Consider the following 14,961-nt stretch of genomic DNA (forward strand, 5'->3'; position numbering starts at 1 on the left):
CTATTATCTTAGGGTATATGGATAGGTATGTCTAAGATTGATAGATGGAAAGTTGGTTTTATATGTCAAATATCGAATCATTTAATTGGCGGAAAAACCTTCCGTTATTTATTGTGTTAATGTCTGGAGCATTTATTACAATATTGAACCAAACATTATTAGGAACAGCACTTCCGCCAATTATGGAAGATTTACAGCTTAGTGAAAGTACGGCACAGTGGCTCCAGTCGGTGTTTATGCTTGTGAATGGAATCATGATTCCCATTACCGCATTTTTAATCGATAAATTTACGAATCGTGGTCTTTTCATGACGGCAATGGGGCTATTTACATTTGGTACATTGCTTTGTGCTATCGCACCACAATTTTCGACGTTACTTATTGGACGTATTTTTCAAGCGTCAGGTGCAGGAATTATGATGCCGTTAATGCAGACGATTTTATTTTTACTTTTTCCATTAGAAAGACGTGGGACGGCGATGGGATTATTCGGTTTAATTATCGCATTTGCCCCTGCTGTTGGTCCGAGTCTATCTGGATGGTTAGTCGATCAATTCCCATGGAGAAGTGTATTTTATGTCGTCTTGCCAATTGCTGTATTAAACTTGATTACCGCATATTTTTTATTGGAAAATATGACAGAACAAAAAAATCCAAAATTAGATCTCGTTTCTATTGTATTATCGACGATAGGTTTCGGTGGGATTTTATATGGGTTTAGTGTTGCTGGTGATCTCGGTTGGACGAATGTTCAAGTGGCGGGAACGATTATTATTGGAGGGATTGCTCTTTATATCTTTATCAAACGTCAATTACGTTTAGAACAGCCAATTTTGGAATTTCGCGTGTTTTCATATAAAACGTTCACGCTCGCAACGATTTTAGGGATGATTGTGTTTGCAGCAATGATAGGTACGAATGTTATTTTGCCGCTGTATATGCAAAATATGTTAGGATATTCGGCACTACATTCTGGATTAGTATTACTTCCAGGTGCGATTATGATGGGAGTGATGAATCCGATAACCGGTTACTTATTTGACCATTTTAATGGAAAGTGGTTAGGCGTGATTGGATTATTCTTATTAACTGTCACAACATTTGCGTTCGGATTTTTATCGGAAGAAACAACATTCGCTTTTCTCGCAACAATGAATGCAATTCGAATGGTTTCGATTGCGATGGTCATGATGCCGATGACAACATTAGCATTGAATCAATTACCGGACCATTTAATTCCGCATGGTACGGCGATGAACAATACATTTCGCCAATCAGCTGGTGCGATAGGAACGGCTGTGTTTGTTACAGTGATGGCAACAGCAGCCATCCCTGAAAAAGCGGTGGAGGGAATGATTCACGGGGTCAACGTATCGTTTATATTTGCGGGTATTTTAGCGGCAATTGGATTTATTTTATCCTTTCGCATTAAAGATGACCGAAAAGGAATTGGGCACCATAGTTAGAAAAGAATTCTTCATACGTTAGTTAAAAGGTAATACGTCATAAAGATTAGAGATGAAATCTAATCTTTAGTAGGATGAAAAAAGTAGGCATAGTCGTAAACAAGCGGCTATGCTTTTTGTTATACCTTCTTCCACGGTTGATTTCCACTTTAGGTGGACGCTTTCCGCGGGCATGGGCTTCAACTCCTCTGTTTCCCCTATCTTGTCAACATTTTGACTGTGATGAATATGTAGGGTGGATGTCATATTTCGTTGTACCTTCTTTTTTGTTACATTTTTTCTATTATGGGTATACATATAGCACAAGGAGGGATGACGATGCGAAAAAAGATAGCAATGTCCTCACTTATTATCGCATTTATTTTTATATTAGTAGCTTGTACGACAAATGACACAAATGAACAAACCGAACCACTGGAAACGAAAAAAGAAGCGGCCATTCAAATAGCGGAAAAGTTTGTGGAAAAGATGTATACCATTTCTTATGGTGCCATTGATTTAGAAGCTCCGGAAAAACTTGTAGAACACCAAGAGTTATTGAGTACATATGTAACAGAAGAGGCATATGAGGATTTAATGCCGAATGAAATGAAGTATCCAGTTACAATCGTGGATGAAAAAGAAGCGAATTTATCGGTGGAAGATTTTCAAGTACAAGAGATAATTGGAAATGAAAATGAGTTACATATAGAATTTACATTTGTAGTTCAAATGGATGATGGAGAAGAAAAGGAAGCGGAAGAAATTAAAGGGGAAGTTACCGTTGTATCAATAGGAGACGACCGTTTAGAAATAAGTCGATATTATGATCAGTTTAAATTTTATTTTTGAGTCTTATGAATCACTTTTCGAATGTAGCATATATTTATTAGGCATATAGGATATAAGTTATGTATAATTGCTTTAACATGTTTTACGTTTGTTGTCATAGAATGGAAATGTAATGGAGATAAAGAGGGGGTATTGGAATGAGTGAGACAGTAGAAAACAGTCCAAAAAAGAGCTCAAAAGGAATTATTATCGGAATTATTATTGCTATTATCGTTGTTGCTGGTGGAGTAGCGGCATATACAGTAATTAAAACGTCATCTCCAAAGGCACAATATTTTTTAGCGGAAAAAGCTTCATTGGATGAAACGCGCGATTTCTTTGAAGAGCGTTATAGTTTAGAAAAAGAGTGGTATGAATTCCAACAAGAAAATGCAGTTGGGGTCGATATGGATATTAGTGCAAACTATAAGGATCCAGGTGCTTACGGTTTTTCAGAGATAGAAGAGATTGTGAATAATATTAATCTAGTATTAGAAACAGAGACAGATATGGAAGAAAAAGAAATGGTAACAGATATTAGTGCGAATGCAATGGGAATGAAAATAGAAGATTTTAGTGTTGCATTAACTGAAAATGATTTATTTATCGTTTTACCATTTTTAGATGAAGTGTTAAAAATTAATGATGAAGATGTAGGGGATTTATTAAAGGAAATTGACCCGTACACATTTGATAACGATGATACGGAATATGATTTTGGTCAGTTTTTCGATCAACAGAAACTATTTACAGAAGATGAACAGGAATATTTAGAAGATGAGTATGGTAAATTTATTTTTGATGAATTACCAGAAGATGCATTTACGACGGAAAGTGAAAAAGTAAAAGTATTAGGTGATGATGTCAAGTCTGAAAAAATTACGATGAAACTAGATGAAGATCAAATTAAAGAAATTGCAGATAAAGTATTATCAAAAATGAAAGATGACGATAGATTAAAGGAAATTGTTGCAGACAAATTAGAAGTAGCTGTTGGAGCTGGAAATGCTGTCATGGTTGCAGATATAATGGATGATTATGATGATACGATTGAAGAATTACAAGAATCATTTGAAGATGGCGTATTTAAAGAAGGGCTTACATCCACCATTTGGGTCGATGGAGATACGATTGTAAAAAGAGATTTTGCCTTTAATGCAGGAGAAGATTCTAATGAAGGAACACTGAAAATTAAAGGAGACCAACATATTTCTAAAGAAGAGGTAGCCTTTGCATACGAATTTGGTTTTGAAGATAAGTATGATGATGATGTGTTTAATTTAGATGGTTCGTTCACATGGAAAGATGATGAAGCAGAAGACGAGGTCACTTTAACATTTGCAGACGAATATGATGAATTTAATATCGTATATCGTGGGGAAGAATCTGTAGAAAAATCGAAAAAAGACTTTGAACGTGAATTTGGTGTGGAATCAATTAGCTTTAATTTTGCGATTAACTGGGACGGTACTAGTACCTATGAAAAAGATAATATGACATCGGAGAATACATTCTCTACAGACTTATCAAAATTCCAAGCTGGTCAAATTGAATTGAATGTTGATGTAGACGGTGAAAAGATTAAATCTGTTGAAATGCCAGATACGAGCAAAGAAAAAGACATTGGCAAAATGTCAGAATCTGAGTTAATGAAATATGTAGAAGAAGTTATCGAACCGAATTTTGAAAAATGGATGATGAGTTACTTCATGGAAATGTCAGCTTTCTAATGGTAATAATTTAAGAAAAAGAGTGTGAGAGATTAATTTTTTTAAAAAAGCAATAAGGTGAAAACATGCAAACATTGAAACATTATTTCATGTTCCTACAAATTTATGTAAAGCAAAGTAAGAGGAAATGGCTCACATTCCCTCTTATTTTGCTTTCTCCAATTATTATGATTGGAGCGACATTATTTTTATCTGTTCAAGCGTTGCAAACAGAAGAGGCAGAACCAATTCGTATTGGAATTGTAAATGATGATCAATCGGAAGAAATTACGATGTTAATAGATGTATTGATGGAAGCACAAGAAGCTTTTGAACAATATGTTCATATGGAAGTGTTAGATGAAACGAGTGCACAGGAACAAATGGATGAAAATACATTGAGTGCATATGTTGTTTTTCCTGCCAATTTTATAGAAGATTTATTTTATGGCCAAGAAGTGTTATTAGAAATGGTCGGTAATAAACAAAAACAAGTAGAGAGTATCGTCGTCAAAGAAATTGTTGATAGTGTCATGCGGCATATCAATACATCACAAGCGAATATTTTGCTCATTAATCATTACGCCAAAAAATTCATCGACGATAAGGAAGTACGTAATGAATTTCTCTTTGAGCAATTTATGTCATTTTTTATGTATGCATTAAGTAAAGATAAAATTGTATCCACTGATGAAGTGACTAATATTGCGACATCCTCCCTTTATTTATATTACGGATTATCCGCTTTTTTTATTATATCGACGATCTGGTTATGGATTGTTTATCTCTTTTTATATCGTGAAGAGGCGGATAGAATGAGTGTCCGAATTAGGTTGTACGGAGTGACATTGACACAGCAGTTGTTAGCAAAACTGACTATTGTTTTAGGGATCCATTTCATTTTGTCTTTTGGATTGTTCTTCCTATTTAAAAATATTTTTGATTTACCTTTAGATGGGGAAGATTATGGGCGAATTACGACCATCTTTGCATTGTATAGTGTCATCGTTGTTGCGATTTTGGCGATGATAGAAATGCTCATCACCTCTTTAAAAGGGAGATTATTGCTACAACTGATTACGATATTGTTGTTTTTAATTAGTAGTGGTGCCATTGTTCCGACGATTTATTTCCCACTTTATGTCCAGGATTGGCTTCCTTACATTTATTCATATGAAGCATTGTTTTGGTTACAAGAAATTATATTGAATGGTCGTTTATATGCGGCATATGCACCACTTGCATGGATGGCTGTTGTGGCAATGCTCCTCATGTTAGCAATTGCTTTTGTGAAAGGGAGGAGAACAATATGAAACAAATGTTATATATGCGTTGGCTTCATATGAAACGTCAACTATATAGTATATTGTTCTGGCTTTTCATTCCGTTCATTGCGACGGTTGTGCTTGTTCAACTGTTGGATGTCGTCAAAGATGATACGTCCATTCCAGTGGGCTTTGTCATAAAAGAAGAGACTCCATTAACTTTAGAACTCGCTAAAAAATTAGAAGAAGAATCCTTTTTTACGATCCATTTATTAGATGAAAAAGAAGCATTAAATCAATTAGAAAAACATGAATTAGATAGTGTATTTATTGTCCGTGAAGGATATGATGAAAAACTTGAAAAAGGCAATCGGCATAAATTAATTCATGGTTATGAATCGGATATGTCTTTTGCGTATGTTTCTACCATCGAAACGATTCAATCGCTCGTGCAACAACAAGCAAGCCGATATAAGGCAGCAAATGAAGTGGCGAAATTATATCGACAGTTCGATATACCGATCGATGTAACAGAGGAAGAATTAATTGAACGAAGTAAAGAAATTGAAGCAGAGCGTACATTGCTTCATACATCGATGAAATATAGGGGAGATGAGCAGCATACGTCTAATGCGGCATCCTTTTTCTCCCCGACATTTATATGGGTGTTTATTAGTTTTTTGACGACGTTTTTCTTATTTGATTGGGTCATTAAAGAAAAAAATGCTCATGTGGCTACCCGATTTTTATTTACGAAAAAAAGTGTCACGACTTATTTACTCGAACATTTTATTTTGTATACGGTAGGACTTTTTATGATAGACGTTATCGTGTTTTTTATCTTTCATTTTTTATACAATGAACAGATATCATGGACTTTTTTCCTCACATTATTCCTTTGTCGTTATGTGTGGAATAGTAGTGCCTTTTTAATAAGCATGTGGATCAAACGACCATTTATCTTTTATTTAACCGGTTTATCTATCACTTTTGTGGCGATTGTGACGTATGTTATTGGGATTACAGCACAATCGACATGGTTTACTTTCCTACATCCGATGGAAATATTGTTACAAGGAAATTATATGAATGTATGGCCTATATTAAATAGTGTACTACTCATTATCATATTCATTCGAAAGGAGGATTCGTATGTTGCACGTACATAATGTAACGAAGAAATTCGGAAAAAAGACTATTTTACAAGATGTATCTTTCACCGTAAAACCTGGTCAAATTATCGGACTTGTCGGTGAAAATGGGGCAGGGAAATCGACTTTATTAAATGTGCTGGCATCGATACAACCTCCAACGAGTGGAGAAGTGGTAATGGAGGAGAAATTATATAATCGTAAAAATATAAAAAAGCTACGTCAAAAGATTGGATATGTGCCACAAGATATCGCTATTTGGGAAGAATTTACAGTCGCTGAAAATATGCACTTTTTTGAAAAGTTATCACCAATAAAGCGTGATCATACAGCATTAAAACAATTATGTGATGATGTGCATTTAAACCGATGGCATGATCGTGTGTCAACATTGTCAGGAGGAATGAAACGGAAGCTAAATATCGCCATTTCTTTAATTCATGAACCGACCTATTTGTTTTTAGATGAACCAACTGTTGGAATCGACTTAAAGTCAAAAGTGGAAATTAGTCATTTTTTAAAAAGTTTAGCGAAGGAACGAGGAATGGCTATCGTTTATATATCACATGATATGGATGAAATTATTCAATTATGTGATGAGATTTATCATTTAGGGGCTGACCCATTTTACAAAGAGCTATTAACAGAACGAGGAAAAATTGTGACAACATTATAAGGATGTTTGCTGTCCCTCCATTGGTGGTATATAGGATATATCACTCTTATAAAAAGGTCATTCCATTATGTTCGTATGCAAAAGCGCAAATGGAAAAAAAGAAGCATGGCATGATATGTTAAAATAAAGGATAACGAAAAAGGTTGAGCAACAGTATTGCACAACCTTTTTTTCATAGAAGTATATTAGGAGGATGAGGAAATGAATTATGTCATTATCGGTGGCGATGCAGCTGGAATGAGTGCCGCAATGCAAATTTTTAAATATGATGAGAGAGCGAATATAACGATTATTGAACGTGGAGAAATTTATTCTTATGCTCAGTGTGGTCTTCCGTATGTATTGAGTGGTGATATCGCTCATATAGATGATTTAGTTGTACGTACTCCTTCCTTATATCGAAAGAAGTTCGGTATGAACGCATTAACGAAACATGAAGCAACCGCAATCGATGAAAAGGAAAAAATAGTGACAGGGATCAATCATCATACTGGAGAATCTTTTTCGATATGTTATGATAAATTGCTTATTGCGACAGGAGCAAATCCGAATCAACCGAGTTGGGAAGGAATGGATTTATCGAATGTATTTTTATTAAAAGATATTCCGGATTTAGAGGCAATAATGGCGAAGGTTGATGATGGAATAGAGCGTGTCACCATAATTGGTGGTGGCTATGTCGGTTTAGAAGTAGCAGAAAGTTTTTGTACATTAGGAAAGCATGTTACGTTAATTAATCGTGGACAATATGTCGGGAAAATTTTTGATGAAGATATGGCTACATATATACATGAAGAAGCGAAAAAACATGGCATCCATTTTGTTTTTGGAGAAAATACAGAGAAGTTTGCAGGAACAGATAGCGCAACACATGTTATAACGGACAAAACAGAACATGAAACAGATTTGGTGATCGTATCGATAGGAGTTCATCCGAACACGGAATTTCTTCCTTCGATTCAGAAAACAAAAAAAGGTGCGATTATCGTCAATGAACGTATGGAAACGAATATTCAGGATATTTATGCTGCAGGAGACTGTGCGACTCAATTTCATCGCGTGAAAAAAGTGGATGACTATATTCCACTTGGAACAAATGCGAATAAACAAGGAAGAATTGCAGGTATGAATATGGTTGGCGTGAATCGTACATTTAAAGGGATTGTTGGAAGTTCGATACTCAAATTTATGGATCTTACGTTAGGGAAAACCGGTTTAACGGAAAAAGACGCGACAGCTGCAGGTTTTAGACATGAAGCGGTTAAGTATAAAGGGAAACATATTGCTGCATATTTTCCAGGTGCAGAAGATTTGTATATAAAACTAGTCTATGAAAAAGATACAAATCTCTTATTAGGTGGGCAAGTCATCGGGAAAGCTGGTGTTGATAAACGAATTGATGTAATCGCAACAGCTTTATATAATGAGATGACGATGGAGGAACTAGAAGAACTCGACTTATCATATGCACCACCATACAACGGTGTTTGGGATCCAATTCAAAAAGCAGCAAGAAGGGCAACATAATTAGACAGGGATATCCATTTGTTAGCGAAATGTAATCCGTATTCTATCTGTTCTATGTTAAAATAAGTAAAATGAACAAAAATCGAGGGGTACCATTGGATAAGAAAAGGCATATTTTAATAGTAGAAGATGAAGAGAAAATTGCACGTTTATTAGAAATTGAATTGTCATATGAAGGGTATGAAACAACGAAGGTTTATGACGGGTTTGAAGGATTTCAAACATTTATCGATGGCGAATGGGATTTAGTCTTATTAGATATTATGTTACCAGGCATTAGTGGCATTGAAATTTTACGACGAATTCGTTCCACGAATAAGGATGTTCCTGTCATTCTATTAACGGCGAAAGATGCAATTGAAGATAAGGTTGCTGGACTGGATCTTGGGGCAAATGATTATGTAACAAAACCATTCCAAATGGAAGAATTGCTTGCAAGAGTTCGTGCACATTTACGATTACGTGACCAAGAAAAGAAAACCGAAGTAGTCGAAGATGAGGAAGAGGTGCTTCGTTTCGGGGAACTGACATTAAATGAACAAACGAGAGAAGTATATCGTAAAGAAGACTCCATTGAACTAACACCACGTGAATTTGATTTATTAGCTTTTTTATTAAAAAACGAAAAAATCGTCCTCAATCGAGAACAGCTATTAAATAATGTGTGGGGTTACGATTATTTTGGAGATACGAATGTTGTCGATGTGTATATTCGTTATTTACGAAATAAAATGGATAAACCTTATGATAAACAATATATACATACTGTTAGAGGAGTCGGCTATGTGCTGAAAGATGAACAATGAAATTAAGAGCGAAAATTAATATATATACAGCATTTACATTTATCGTCTTATTAATCGTCATTAATGTGGCGATTTATTTTACGTTTAATAAAATGATGTATCAAAATGAAGTCGAGCGATCCCATCAAGAGGCGATAAAGACGGTAAATGGGATGAAAGATGCTTCTGAACAAGTACAGCAAAGCGATTTATTACGCGCCTATTTACCGATTAATGGGATGCTTCGAATTGTTGGTGCAAATGAAGAAGTAGATGTGACGATAACGACGCCAGAACAACAAGTATTACGTGATTTTCCGGTGCAATTTTATGATCATGAAACAGCGAAACTTGTCAATGTGAATGATGTGTATCATACATTTGTCTCCATACCAATTATTGATGAAGATGGAAAAGTCGGTAATTTACAAATGATGGAAAACTTAGAAGACGTAACAAATATTTTAAATATGTTAAAGATTATATTGACGATTGTCACATTGATCGCGATGATTCCAGTCATTGTTTCAGCGCAGATTTTAAGTAGAGTCATTTCAAAGCCTATTTTAAATATGATTGATACGATGACTGAAATTCAACAAAGTGGGCGCTATACAAAAATTGATTTACCGAAAAAATCAAAAGACGAATTGTATCAAATGGGGCAAACATTTAATACGATGATTGAGCGTTTAGAAGAAAACTATGAAAAACAAGAAGAGTTTGTGATGAATGCATCCCACGAATTAAAAACGCCATTAACGATTATTGAATCGTATAGTGATTTATTGAAAAGACGTGGAAAGGAACGTCCGGAACTAATGGAGGAATCTTTAGATGCGATTCATTCGGAAGCAATACGGATGCGAGAATTAACAGAACAATTATTGTTTTTAGCCAAAAATGAGTCGAAATGGCAATTAGATTTTGAAGAAATTGAAGTAATACATCTAGTGAAGGAAATTATCCAACATTTTCACTCCGCCTTTAATACAAAAATTGCACTCCATGTAGATGAGATGATTATCGTATTTGCAGACCGAAAACGTTTGAAACAACTTATTTATGTATTTGTAGAGAACGCATATAAATATAGTGAAGGAAATATATCGATTGCGATTGGAAAGGCGGATGAAAACCATGGTCTTATTGAAGTAATTGATGATGGGGTAGGGATTCCAGCAGAAGATGTCGATAAAATTTTCGAACGTTTTTATCGTGTAGATAAAGCACGGGCACGAAAAACAGGTGGTTCAGGCCTCGGGCTTGCGATTGCAAAAGAAATTGCAGCCGTCATGGGTGCAGATGTAAGTATTGAAAGTGAAGAAGGCAAAGGCACGAAAGCAAAAATCATCATTTCCTTAGTAGATTATCATTAAATTCTCATAATTACTTCGTATACTGTACGTAATAGAATTTAGTTGGAGTGAGAAAAATGGACAAAAAGATGGCTTTGCGTATCGTTATTGCAACAGCATTAATACTCGTAATCGGAACGGTTAGTTGGCAAGTATTTATTACCCCGAATAGCAAACAATTAGCTATTTCAAAAGTAGAAGCACAAGAAATTGCTGGGGAACGGTATGATGGAGAAATCGTTGGAACTGAAGAATTATCAGAACAATTTATTATAACAATCCAATCTGATCTAGGAGAATATGAAATAAAGATTTCCCGGGCGACAGGAGAAGTTGAAAGTGTAGAACAAATAAAAGCGAATGAACAGCCGAAACAATTGAGTGAACAAGAAGTAGAAGAAATTGTTTTAAAAAATGCACCAGGTGAAATTAAAGAAATGTCTAAATCGACAGAAGATAAAGTAGAATATTATGATGCTGTCGTAAAAGATGCAGATGAAAAAACAATGATTGTGAAAGTGCATAGTGAAACAGGGGAAGTTGTAGAAAAAACAGAACAAAAGCCTGCACAAAACACGGAAGAAAACCAACAAAACAATACCTCTAACAATCAAACGATAGCAAAAAATGAAGTGAACACAGAAAAAAACAGTGAAAAACAAGAAAAGAAAGAACCAAAGGAAGAACAAAATAAAGAACAAAAGAAAGAACAAAAACAAGAACAAGAGCAAAAACAAGAACAAGTAAAAGAGCAAAAACAAGTTGAAGAAGAAAAAGTGAAAAATATTACAGAAGCGGAAGCGATTCAAATTGCCTTAAATAGAGTGGCTGGAGAAGTAGATGATGTAGACCTTGAAAGCTCAAACGGACAATTATATTATTTTGTTGAAATAGAAACAGAAGACGATTTAGAAGCAGAAATTCAAATTCATGCAATTTCAGGAAAAATTGTAAGTATTGAATGGGATGATTGATTTTTTCTTCATAAAGTGCGAGAAAAGACTATGATGTTTTGTCTAATAGAAACATCATAGTCTTTTTTGTTGATTTTGGTCCCAATAAGATAGATTATTTGGTACTTTTGAAAATACCAGAAATAGTAGATAATGATGAAGGAAGCAATAAAATAGATGAACGGATGTAATGACATGAACGATTATATGTAAACGATAACATTCTATATTTGTTTACAGATATTGTATGAGAAAGGGAGAAATAAATGGGAATCGAAGAAACGGTACAATCAATGGAACAAAATAATTATGAAGAAGGTTCAGCATTAACACGAACACGACTAACTTTGCTAGAAGGAATAGCGTTAATTGTTGGTACAAATATTGGAGCAGGTGTGTTAAGTTTAGCTTTTGGAACGAAGAATGCTGGTTGGCCTGTCTTATTGTTTTGGGTGATATTAACCGGAACATTAACGACGATTATGATGTTATATGTTGCAGAAACTACTTTACGTACAAAAAAGGACTTACAGTTAAGTGGGCTAACCGAGAAGTATGTTGGAAAAATAGGTGCCTGGATTATGTTTATTTCTGTTGCCATTAACGCACTAGGTGCAATGACTGCTTATGCATCAGGTAGTGGGGAAGTTTTATCGGAACTATTTCATATTCCGAATTTTGTCGGTAGTTTAATCTTTTTTATACCGGCTGCATTAGTTATTTGGCTAGGATTAAAAACAGCGGGTGTCGCCGGAAGAGTGGTGACGATTGGAATGTTAATTTTAATTGGGATTTTAATCATCGCTTCTATTATAGGCCCAAAGTTAAAGTCTGAATTTATTTTTTATGCAAATTATACCTATGCAATTCCTGTGTTTAGTCTTGTTGTATTTTCTTTTTTAGCTCAATATATCGTTCCAGAACTAGCTAGAGGATATTCAAGTGATGAAAACAATGATATTAAAAATTTACCACGTGCCATTATAATAGGAATGTTAATTACTGCCATCCTGCTTGCTTTAGTACCACTGGCATCTTTAGGGGTTGTTGGTCCAGATAATATTACAGAAGTAGTAACGATAGCATGGGCGGATGCACTTGGGCATTGGGCATTTTTTATAGCGAATGGATTTGCACTAATGGCGATGTTAACATCATTTTGGGGAATTGGACAGAGCTTTATGACAAATATTGTGGATCATTTTAAATTCCCATCAGAATGGGATAAAAAATATCGTTTGATCTCTGTTAGTATTGTTACTATTACGCCGTTTATTATTGCATACAGTGGTCTAGTCGGTTTTGTAGATGCATTATCGATTGCCGGTTCCTTTGCAGGGGTAGTGATGTCTATTATTCCAGTTGTCATGATAAATAAAGCAAGAAAGTTGAATGAGCAAGAACCAGCATGGAATTGTGGGAAATTAGCACATCCACTTATTCAAGGTTTAACGATTATTATTTTCATTGGTGCGGCAGTTTATTCTTTATTAGGTTTACTTAATTTACTGCCAAAAGGATGGTAAACCGAGATAGAAGACATTAGTTTTTAACGAAAAGGTTGAAAGCTAATGTTTTTTTATTTGCATTCTTTCATGGACTTCTCATCAATCTATCATATTGCTTTCGCTATCCTCTCATTTCGATTTCGTATGATTAAACTAATCCGATATTAGAGAAAGAGAGGTAATATGGATGGCACTCGAAATATTTCGCCGAAGAGAGCAAAAGTATTTAATAACGAGACAACAATATGAAACGCTTATAATGGAATTTTTACCATATATGCGTTCAGATAAAAATGGTTATGAAGGAAAATATACTGTAACATCTTTATATTTTGAAAGTCCGGATAAGACAATTTACTATGAAACGAAAAATAAATTGCAATATCGTCAAAAATTGAGATTACGAGTGTATGATGATGCAGATGAAAATGGTACAGCATTTTTTGAAGTGAAACAAAAACATAAAAAGGTTGTCAACAAAAGACGATTAACAATGAAGGTTCATGAAGCGAATCGCTATTTACAGGAGGACCTAGATGCCCCTTTAGGTACATATGACACATCAAATGAACAAGTAATGCGTGAAATTCATTATTTTAGACAATTGTACCGACTACAACCAGAAATGATTGTAAGTTATGACAGACATGCATTGCACGGTATCGATGATCCTGATTTACGTATGACATTTGATTTTAATTTACGTAGTAGAAAGGAAGACTTATTGGTGCAAAATGGATCATATGGAAACTATTTCATTGATCCAAACTTAGTAGTGTTAGAAGTGAAAGTGAATGACAGTGTTCCTTTATGGCTAACGAGAATTATTCAAAAAGTAAATTGTGAACAACGAAGTGCATCGAAATTTTGCACAAGTATGGAAATGCTGGAGACAAAAAGTTTAACGATGGCAGATTTATATGATGAAGTATCAATGGTAGGAGGAATATAAAATGGATGTAAATATGTTTCCATCGAACGGTGTTGTAGAAGACCCGACGATTGGTAGTGTATTTTTAGCGATGATTTTAGCGTTAGGTTTAAGTTTAATTATTACAAAGGTATACCAGCTAACATTTGATGGAGAAAGATATTCCCAATCATTTGTACATACGATTATTATTATGAGTGTCGTCGTATCGGTTGTGATGAATGTTATAAGTGGAAATTCTGGCGTAGCTTTTGGGTTGTTTGCCGTTTTTTCGCTAATTCGATTTAGAAGTGCTGTTACGAATGCAAAAGATATTTCATATATATTTTTCGGTTTATCTGTTGGAATGACTTGTGGGTTATTTAAATATGATTTAGCAATTATTTTAACAGTAGTTGGTTGTGTCATTTTCTATTTATTATTTTATTTAAATTATGGTAAAGGAAAAGATACACAAATTTTAAAAGTAACTGTACCTGAAAATTTAAACCATGAGCAGTTACTAGATGATATTTTCAAACGATATACAGAAAAACATGAGTTAAGACAAGTAGAAACGACGAATTTGGGAACGATGATTTTATATACATATGCCATTCGAAATCGTCCATCCACAAAAGACAAAGAATTACTCGACGCGATTCGCGAGCGCAACGCGAATTTAAAAGTGTCGTTAACATATATGGATAGTGCATATTAATGAAGATTATGTCGGTTGTTTGAGTTGCCAACCGGCAAAACTTCCTCATGTCCACTTTCAAGCAAAATAACAAAGTTGGTAGAAAAAATGTAGTAACAATCAAAAAGGCTTCTAGTAACGTT

At 34.7% G+C, this 14,961-nt stretch carries 13 protein-coding genes; all 13 read left to right on the plus strand.

The features are described 5' to 3' along the window. Positions 1–62 precede the first annotated feature (62 nt). The 13 genes from WKT09_RS08795 (at position 63) to WKT09_RS08855 (ending at position 14,839) form a co-directional block, all read left to right on the plus strand. A complete protein-coding gene (locus tag WKT09_RS08795) occupies positions 63–1,466 on the plus strand; it encodes an MDR family MFS transporter (protein ID WP_340415695.1) in 1,404 nt (467 codons plus the stop codon). 318 nt (positions 1,467–1,784) lie between these two features. Next, positions 1,785–2,297, plus strand: coding sequence for a hypothetical protein (locus WKT09_RS08800; protein ID WP_340415696.1), 513 nt, complete (start codon positions 1,785–1,787; stop codon positions 2,295–2,297). 137 nt (positions 2,298–2,434) lie between these two features. Further along, on the plus strand, positions 2,435–4,006 hold the full coding sequence (locus WKT09_RS08805; protein WP_340415697.1) for a DUF6583 family protein: 1,572 nt from the start codon (positions 2,435–2,437) through the stop codon (positions 4,004–4,006). A 65-nt stretch (positions 4,007–4,071) separates the two neighbouring features. Further along, entirely contained in the window at positions 4,072–5,298 is a 1,227-nt protein-coding gene (locus WKT09_RS08810; RefSeq protein ID WP_340415698.1) for an ABC transporter permease, read from the plus strand. Then, on the plus strand, positions 5,295–6,419 hold the full coding sequence (locus tag WKT09_RS08815) for an ABC transporter permease (RefSeq protein ID WP_340415699.1): 1,125 nt from the start codon (positions 5,295–5,297) through the stop codon (positions 6,417–6,419). Before WKT09_RS08810 ends, WKT09_RS08815 begins: the two co-directional genes overlap by 4 nt. Further along, on the plus strand, positions 6,403–7,077 hold the full coding sequence (locus tag WKT09_RS08820; protein ID WP_340415700.1) for an ABC transporter ATP-binding protein: 675 nt from the start codon (positions 6,403–6,405) through the stop codon (positions 7,075–7,077). The genes WKT09_RS08815 and WKT09_RS08820 overlap by 17 nt, the downstream gene beginning before the upstream one ends. 201 nt (positions 7,078–7,278) lie before the next feature. Beyond that, the gene (locus WKT09_RS08825) at positions 7,279–8,604 is read left to right on the plus strand and encodes an FAD-dependent oxidoreductase (protein ID WP_340415701.1); all 1,326 of its coding nucleotides are present in this window, start codon (positions 7,279–7,281) and stop codon (positions 8,602–8,604) included. A gap of 71 nt (positions 8,605–8,675) precedes the next feature. After that, the gene (locus WKT09_RS08830) at positions 8,676–9,410 is read left to right on the plus strand and encodes a response regulator transcription factor (protein WP_340415702.1); all 735 of its coding nucleotides are present in this window, start codon (positions 8,676–8,678) and stop codon (positions 9,408–9,410) included. Next, positions 9,407–10,768 carry a sensor histidine kinase gene (locus tag WKT09_RS08835; protein ID WP_340415703.1) on the plus strand — a complete coding sequence of 454 codons (1,362 nt, stop codon included), beginning with the start codon at positions 9,407–9,409 and terminating at the stop codon, positions 10,766–10,768. Before WKT09_RS08830 ends, WKT09_RS08835 begins: the two co-directional genes overlap by 4 nt. Positions 10,769–10,824: 56 nt before the next feature. Continuing rightward, positions 10,825–11,721 (plus strand): PepSY domain-containing protein, encoded by an 897-nt coding sequence (locus WKT09_RS08840; RefSeq protein WP_340415704.1) that lies wholly within the window; start codon positions 10,825–10,827, stop codon positions 11,719–11,721. A gap of 245 nt (positions 11,722–11,966) precedes the next feature. Continuing rightward, positions 11,967–13,226 carry an amino acid permease gene (locus WKT09_RS08845; protein WP_340415705.1) on the plus strand — a complete coding sequence of 420 codons (1,260 nt, stop codon included), beginning with the start codon at positions 11,967–11,969 and terminating at the stop codon, positions 13,224–13,226. A gap of 169 nt (positions 13,227–13,395) precedes the next feature. Continuing rightward, complete coding sequence (locus tag WKT09_RS08850; protein WP_340415706.1) at positions 13,396–14,160, plus strand: polyphosphate polymerase domain-containing protein; 765 nt, start codon at positions 13,396–13,398, stop codon at positions 14,158–14,160. A 1-nt stretch (position 14,161) separates the two neighbouring features. Then, positions 14,162–14,839 carry a DUF4956 domain-containing protein gene (locus WKT09_RS08855; protein ID WP_340415707.1) on the plus strand — a complete coding sequence of 226 codons (678 nt, stop codon included), beginning with the start codon at positions 14,162–14,164 and terminating at the stop codon, positions 14,837–14,839. The last annotated feature ends 122 nt before the right edge of the window (positions 14,840–14,961 follow it).

The organism is Pseudogracilibacillus sp. ICA-222130 (assembly GCF_037892545.1).
Lineage (GTDB): Bacteria > Bacillota > Bacilli > Bacillales > Amphibacillaceae > Pseudogracilibacillus.

What these genes read in the sequence shown, in the direction of transcription:
- WKT09_RS08795 (WP_340415695.1), top strand. Translation starts at nt 63, where the DNA reads ATGTCAAATATCGAATCATTTAATTGGCGGAAAAACCTTCCGTTATTT.
- WKT09_RS08800 (WP_340415696.1), top strand. Translation starts at nt 1,785, where the DNA reads ATGCGAAAAAAGATAGCAATGTCCTCACTTATTATCGCATTTATTTTT.
- WKT09_RS08805 (WP_340415697.1), top strand. Translation starts at nt 2,435, where the DNA reads ATGAGTGAGACAGTAGAAAACAGTCCAAAAAAGAGCTCAAAAGGAATT.
- WKT09_RS08810 (WP_340415698.1), top strand. Translation starts at nt 4,072, where the DNA reads ATGCAAACATTGAAACATTATTTCATGTTCCTACAAATTTATGTAAAG.
- WKT09_RS08815 (WP_340415699.1), top strand. Translation starts at nt 5,295, where the DNA reads ATGAAACAAATGTTATATATGCGTTGGCTTCATATGAAACGTCAACTA.
- WKT09_RS08820 (WP_340415700.1), top strand. Translation starts at nt 6,403, where the DNA reads ATGTTGCACGTACATAATGTAACGAAGAAATTCGGAAAAAAGACTATT.
- WKT09_RS08825 (WP_340415701.1), top strand. Translation starts at nt 7,279, where the DNA reads ATGAATTATGTCATTATCGGTGGCGATGCAGCTGGAATGAGTGCCGCA.
- WKT09_RS08830 (WP_340415702.1), top strand. Translation starts at nt 8,676, where the DNA reads ATGAACAAAAATCGAGGGGTACCATTGGATAAGAAAAGGCATATTTTA.
- WKT09_RS08835 (WP_340415703.1), top strand. Translation starts at nt 9,407, where the DNA reads ATGAAATTAAGAGCGAAAATTAATATATATACAGCATTTACATTTATC.
- WKT09_RS08840 (WP_340415704.1), top strand. Translation starts at nt 10,825, where the DNA reads ATGGACAAAAAGATGGCTTTGCGTATCGTTATTGCAACAGCATTAATA.
- WKT09_RS08845 (WP_340415705.1), top strand. Translation starts at nt 11,967, where the DNA reads ATGGGAATCGAAGAAACGGTACAATCAATGGAACAAAATAATTATGAA.
- WKT09_RS08850 (WP_340415706.1), top strand. Translation starts at nt 13,396, where the DNA reads ATGGCACTCGAAATATTTCGCCGAAGAGAGCAAAAGTATTTAATAACG.
- WKT09_RS08855 (WP_340415707.1), top strand. Translation starts at nt 14,162, where the DNA reads ATGGATGTAAATATGTTTCCATCGAACGGTGTTGTAGAAGACCCGACG.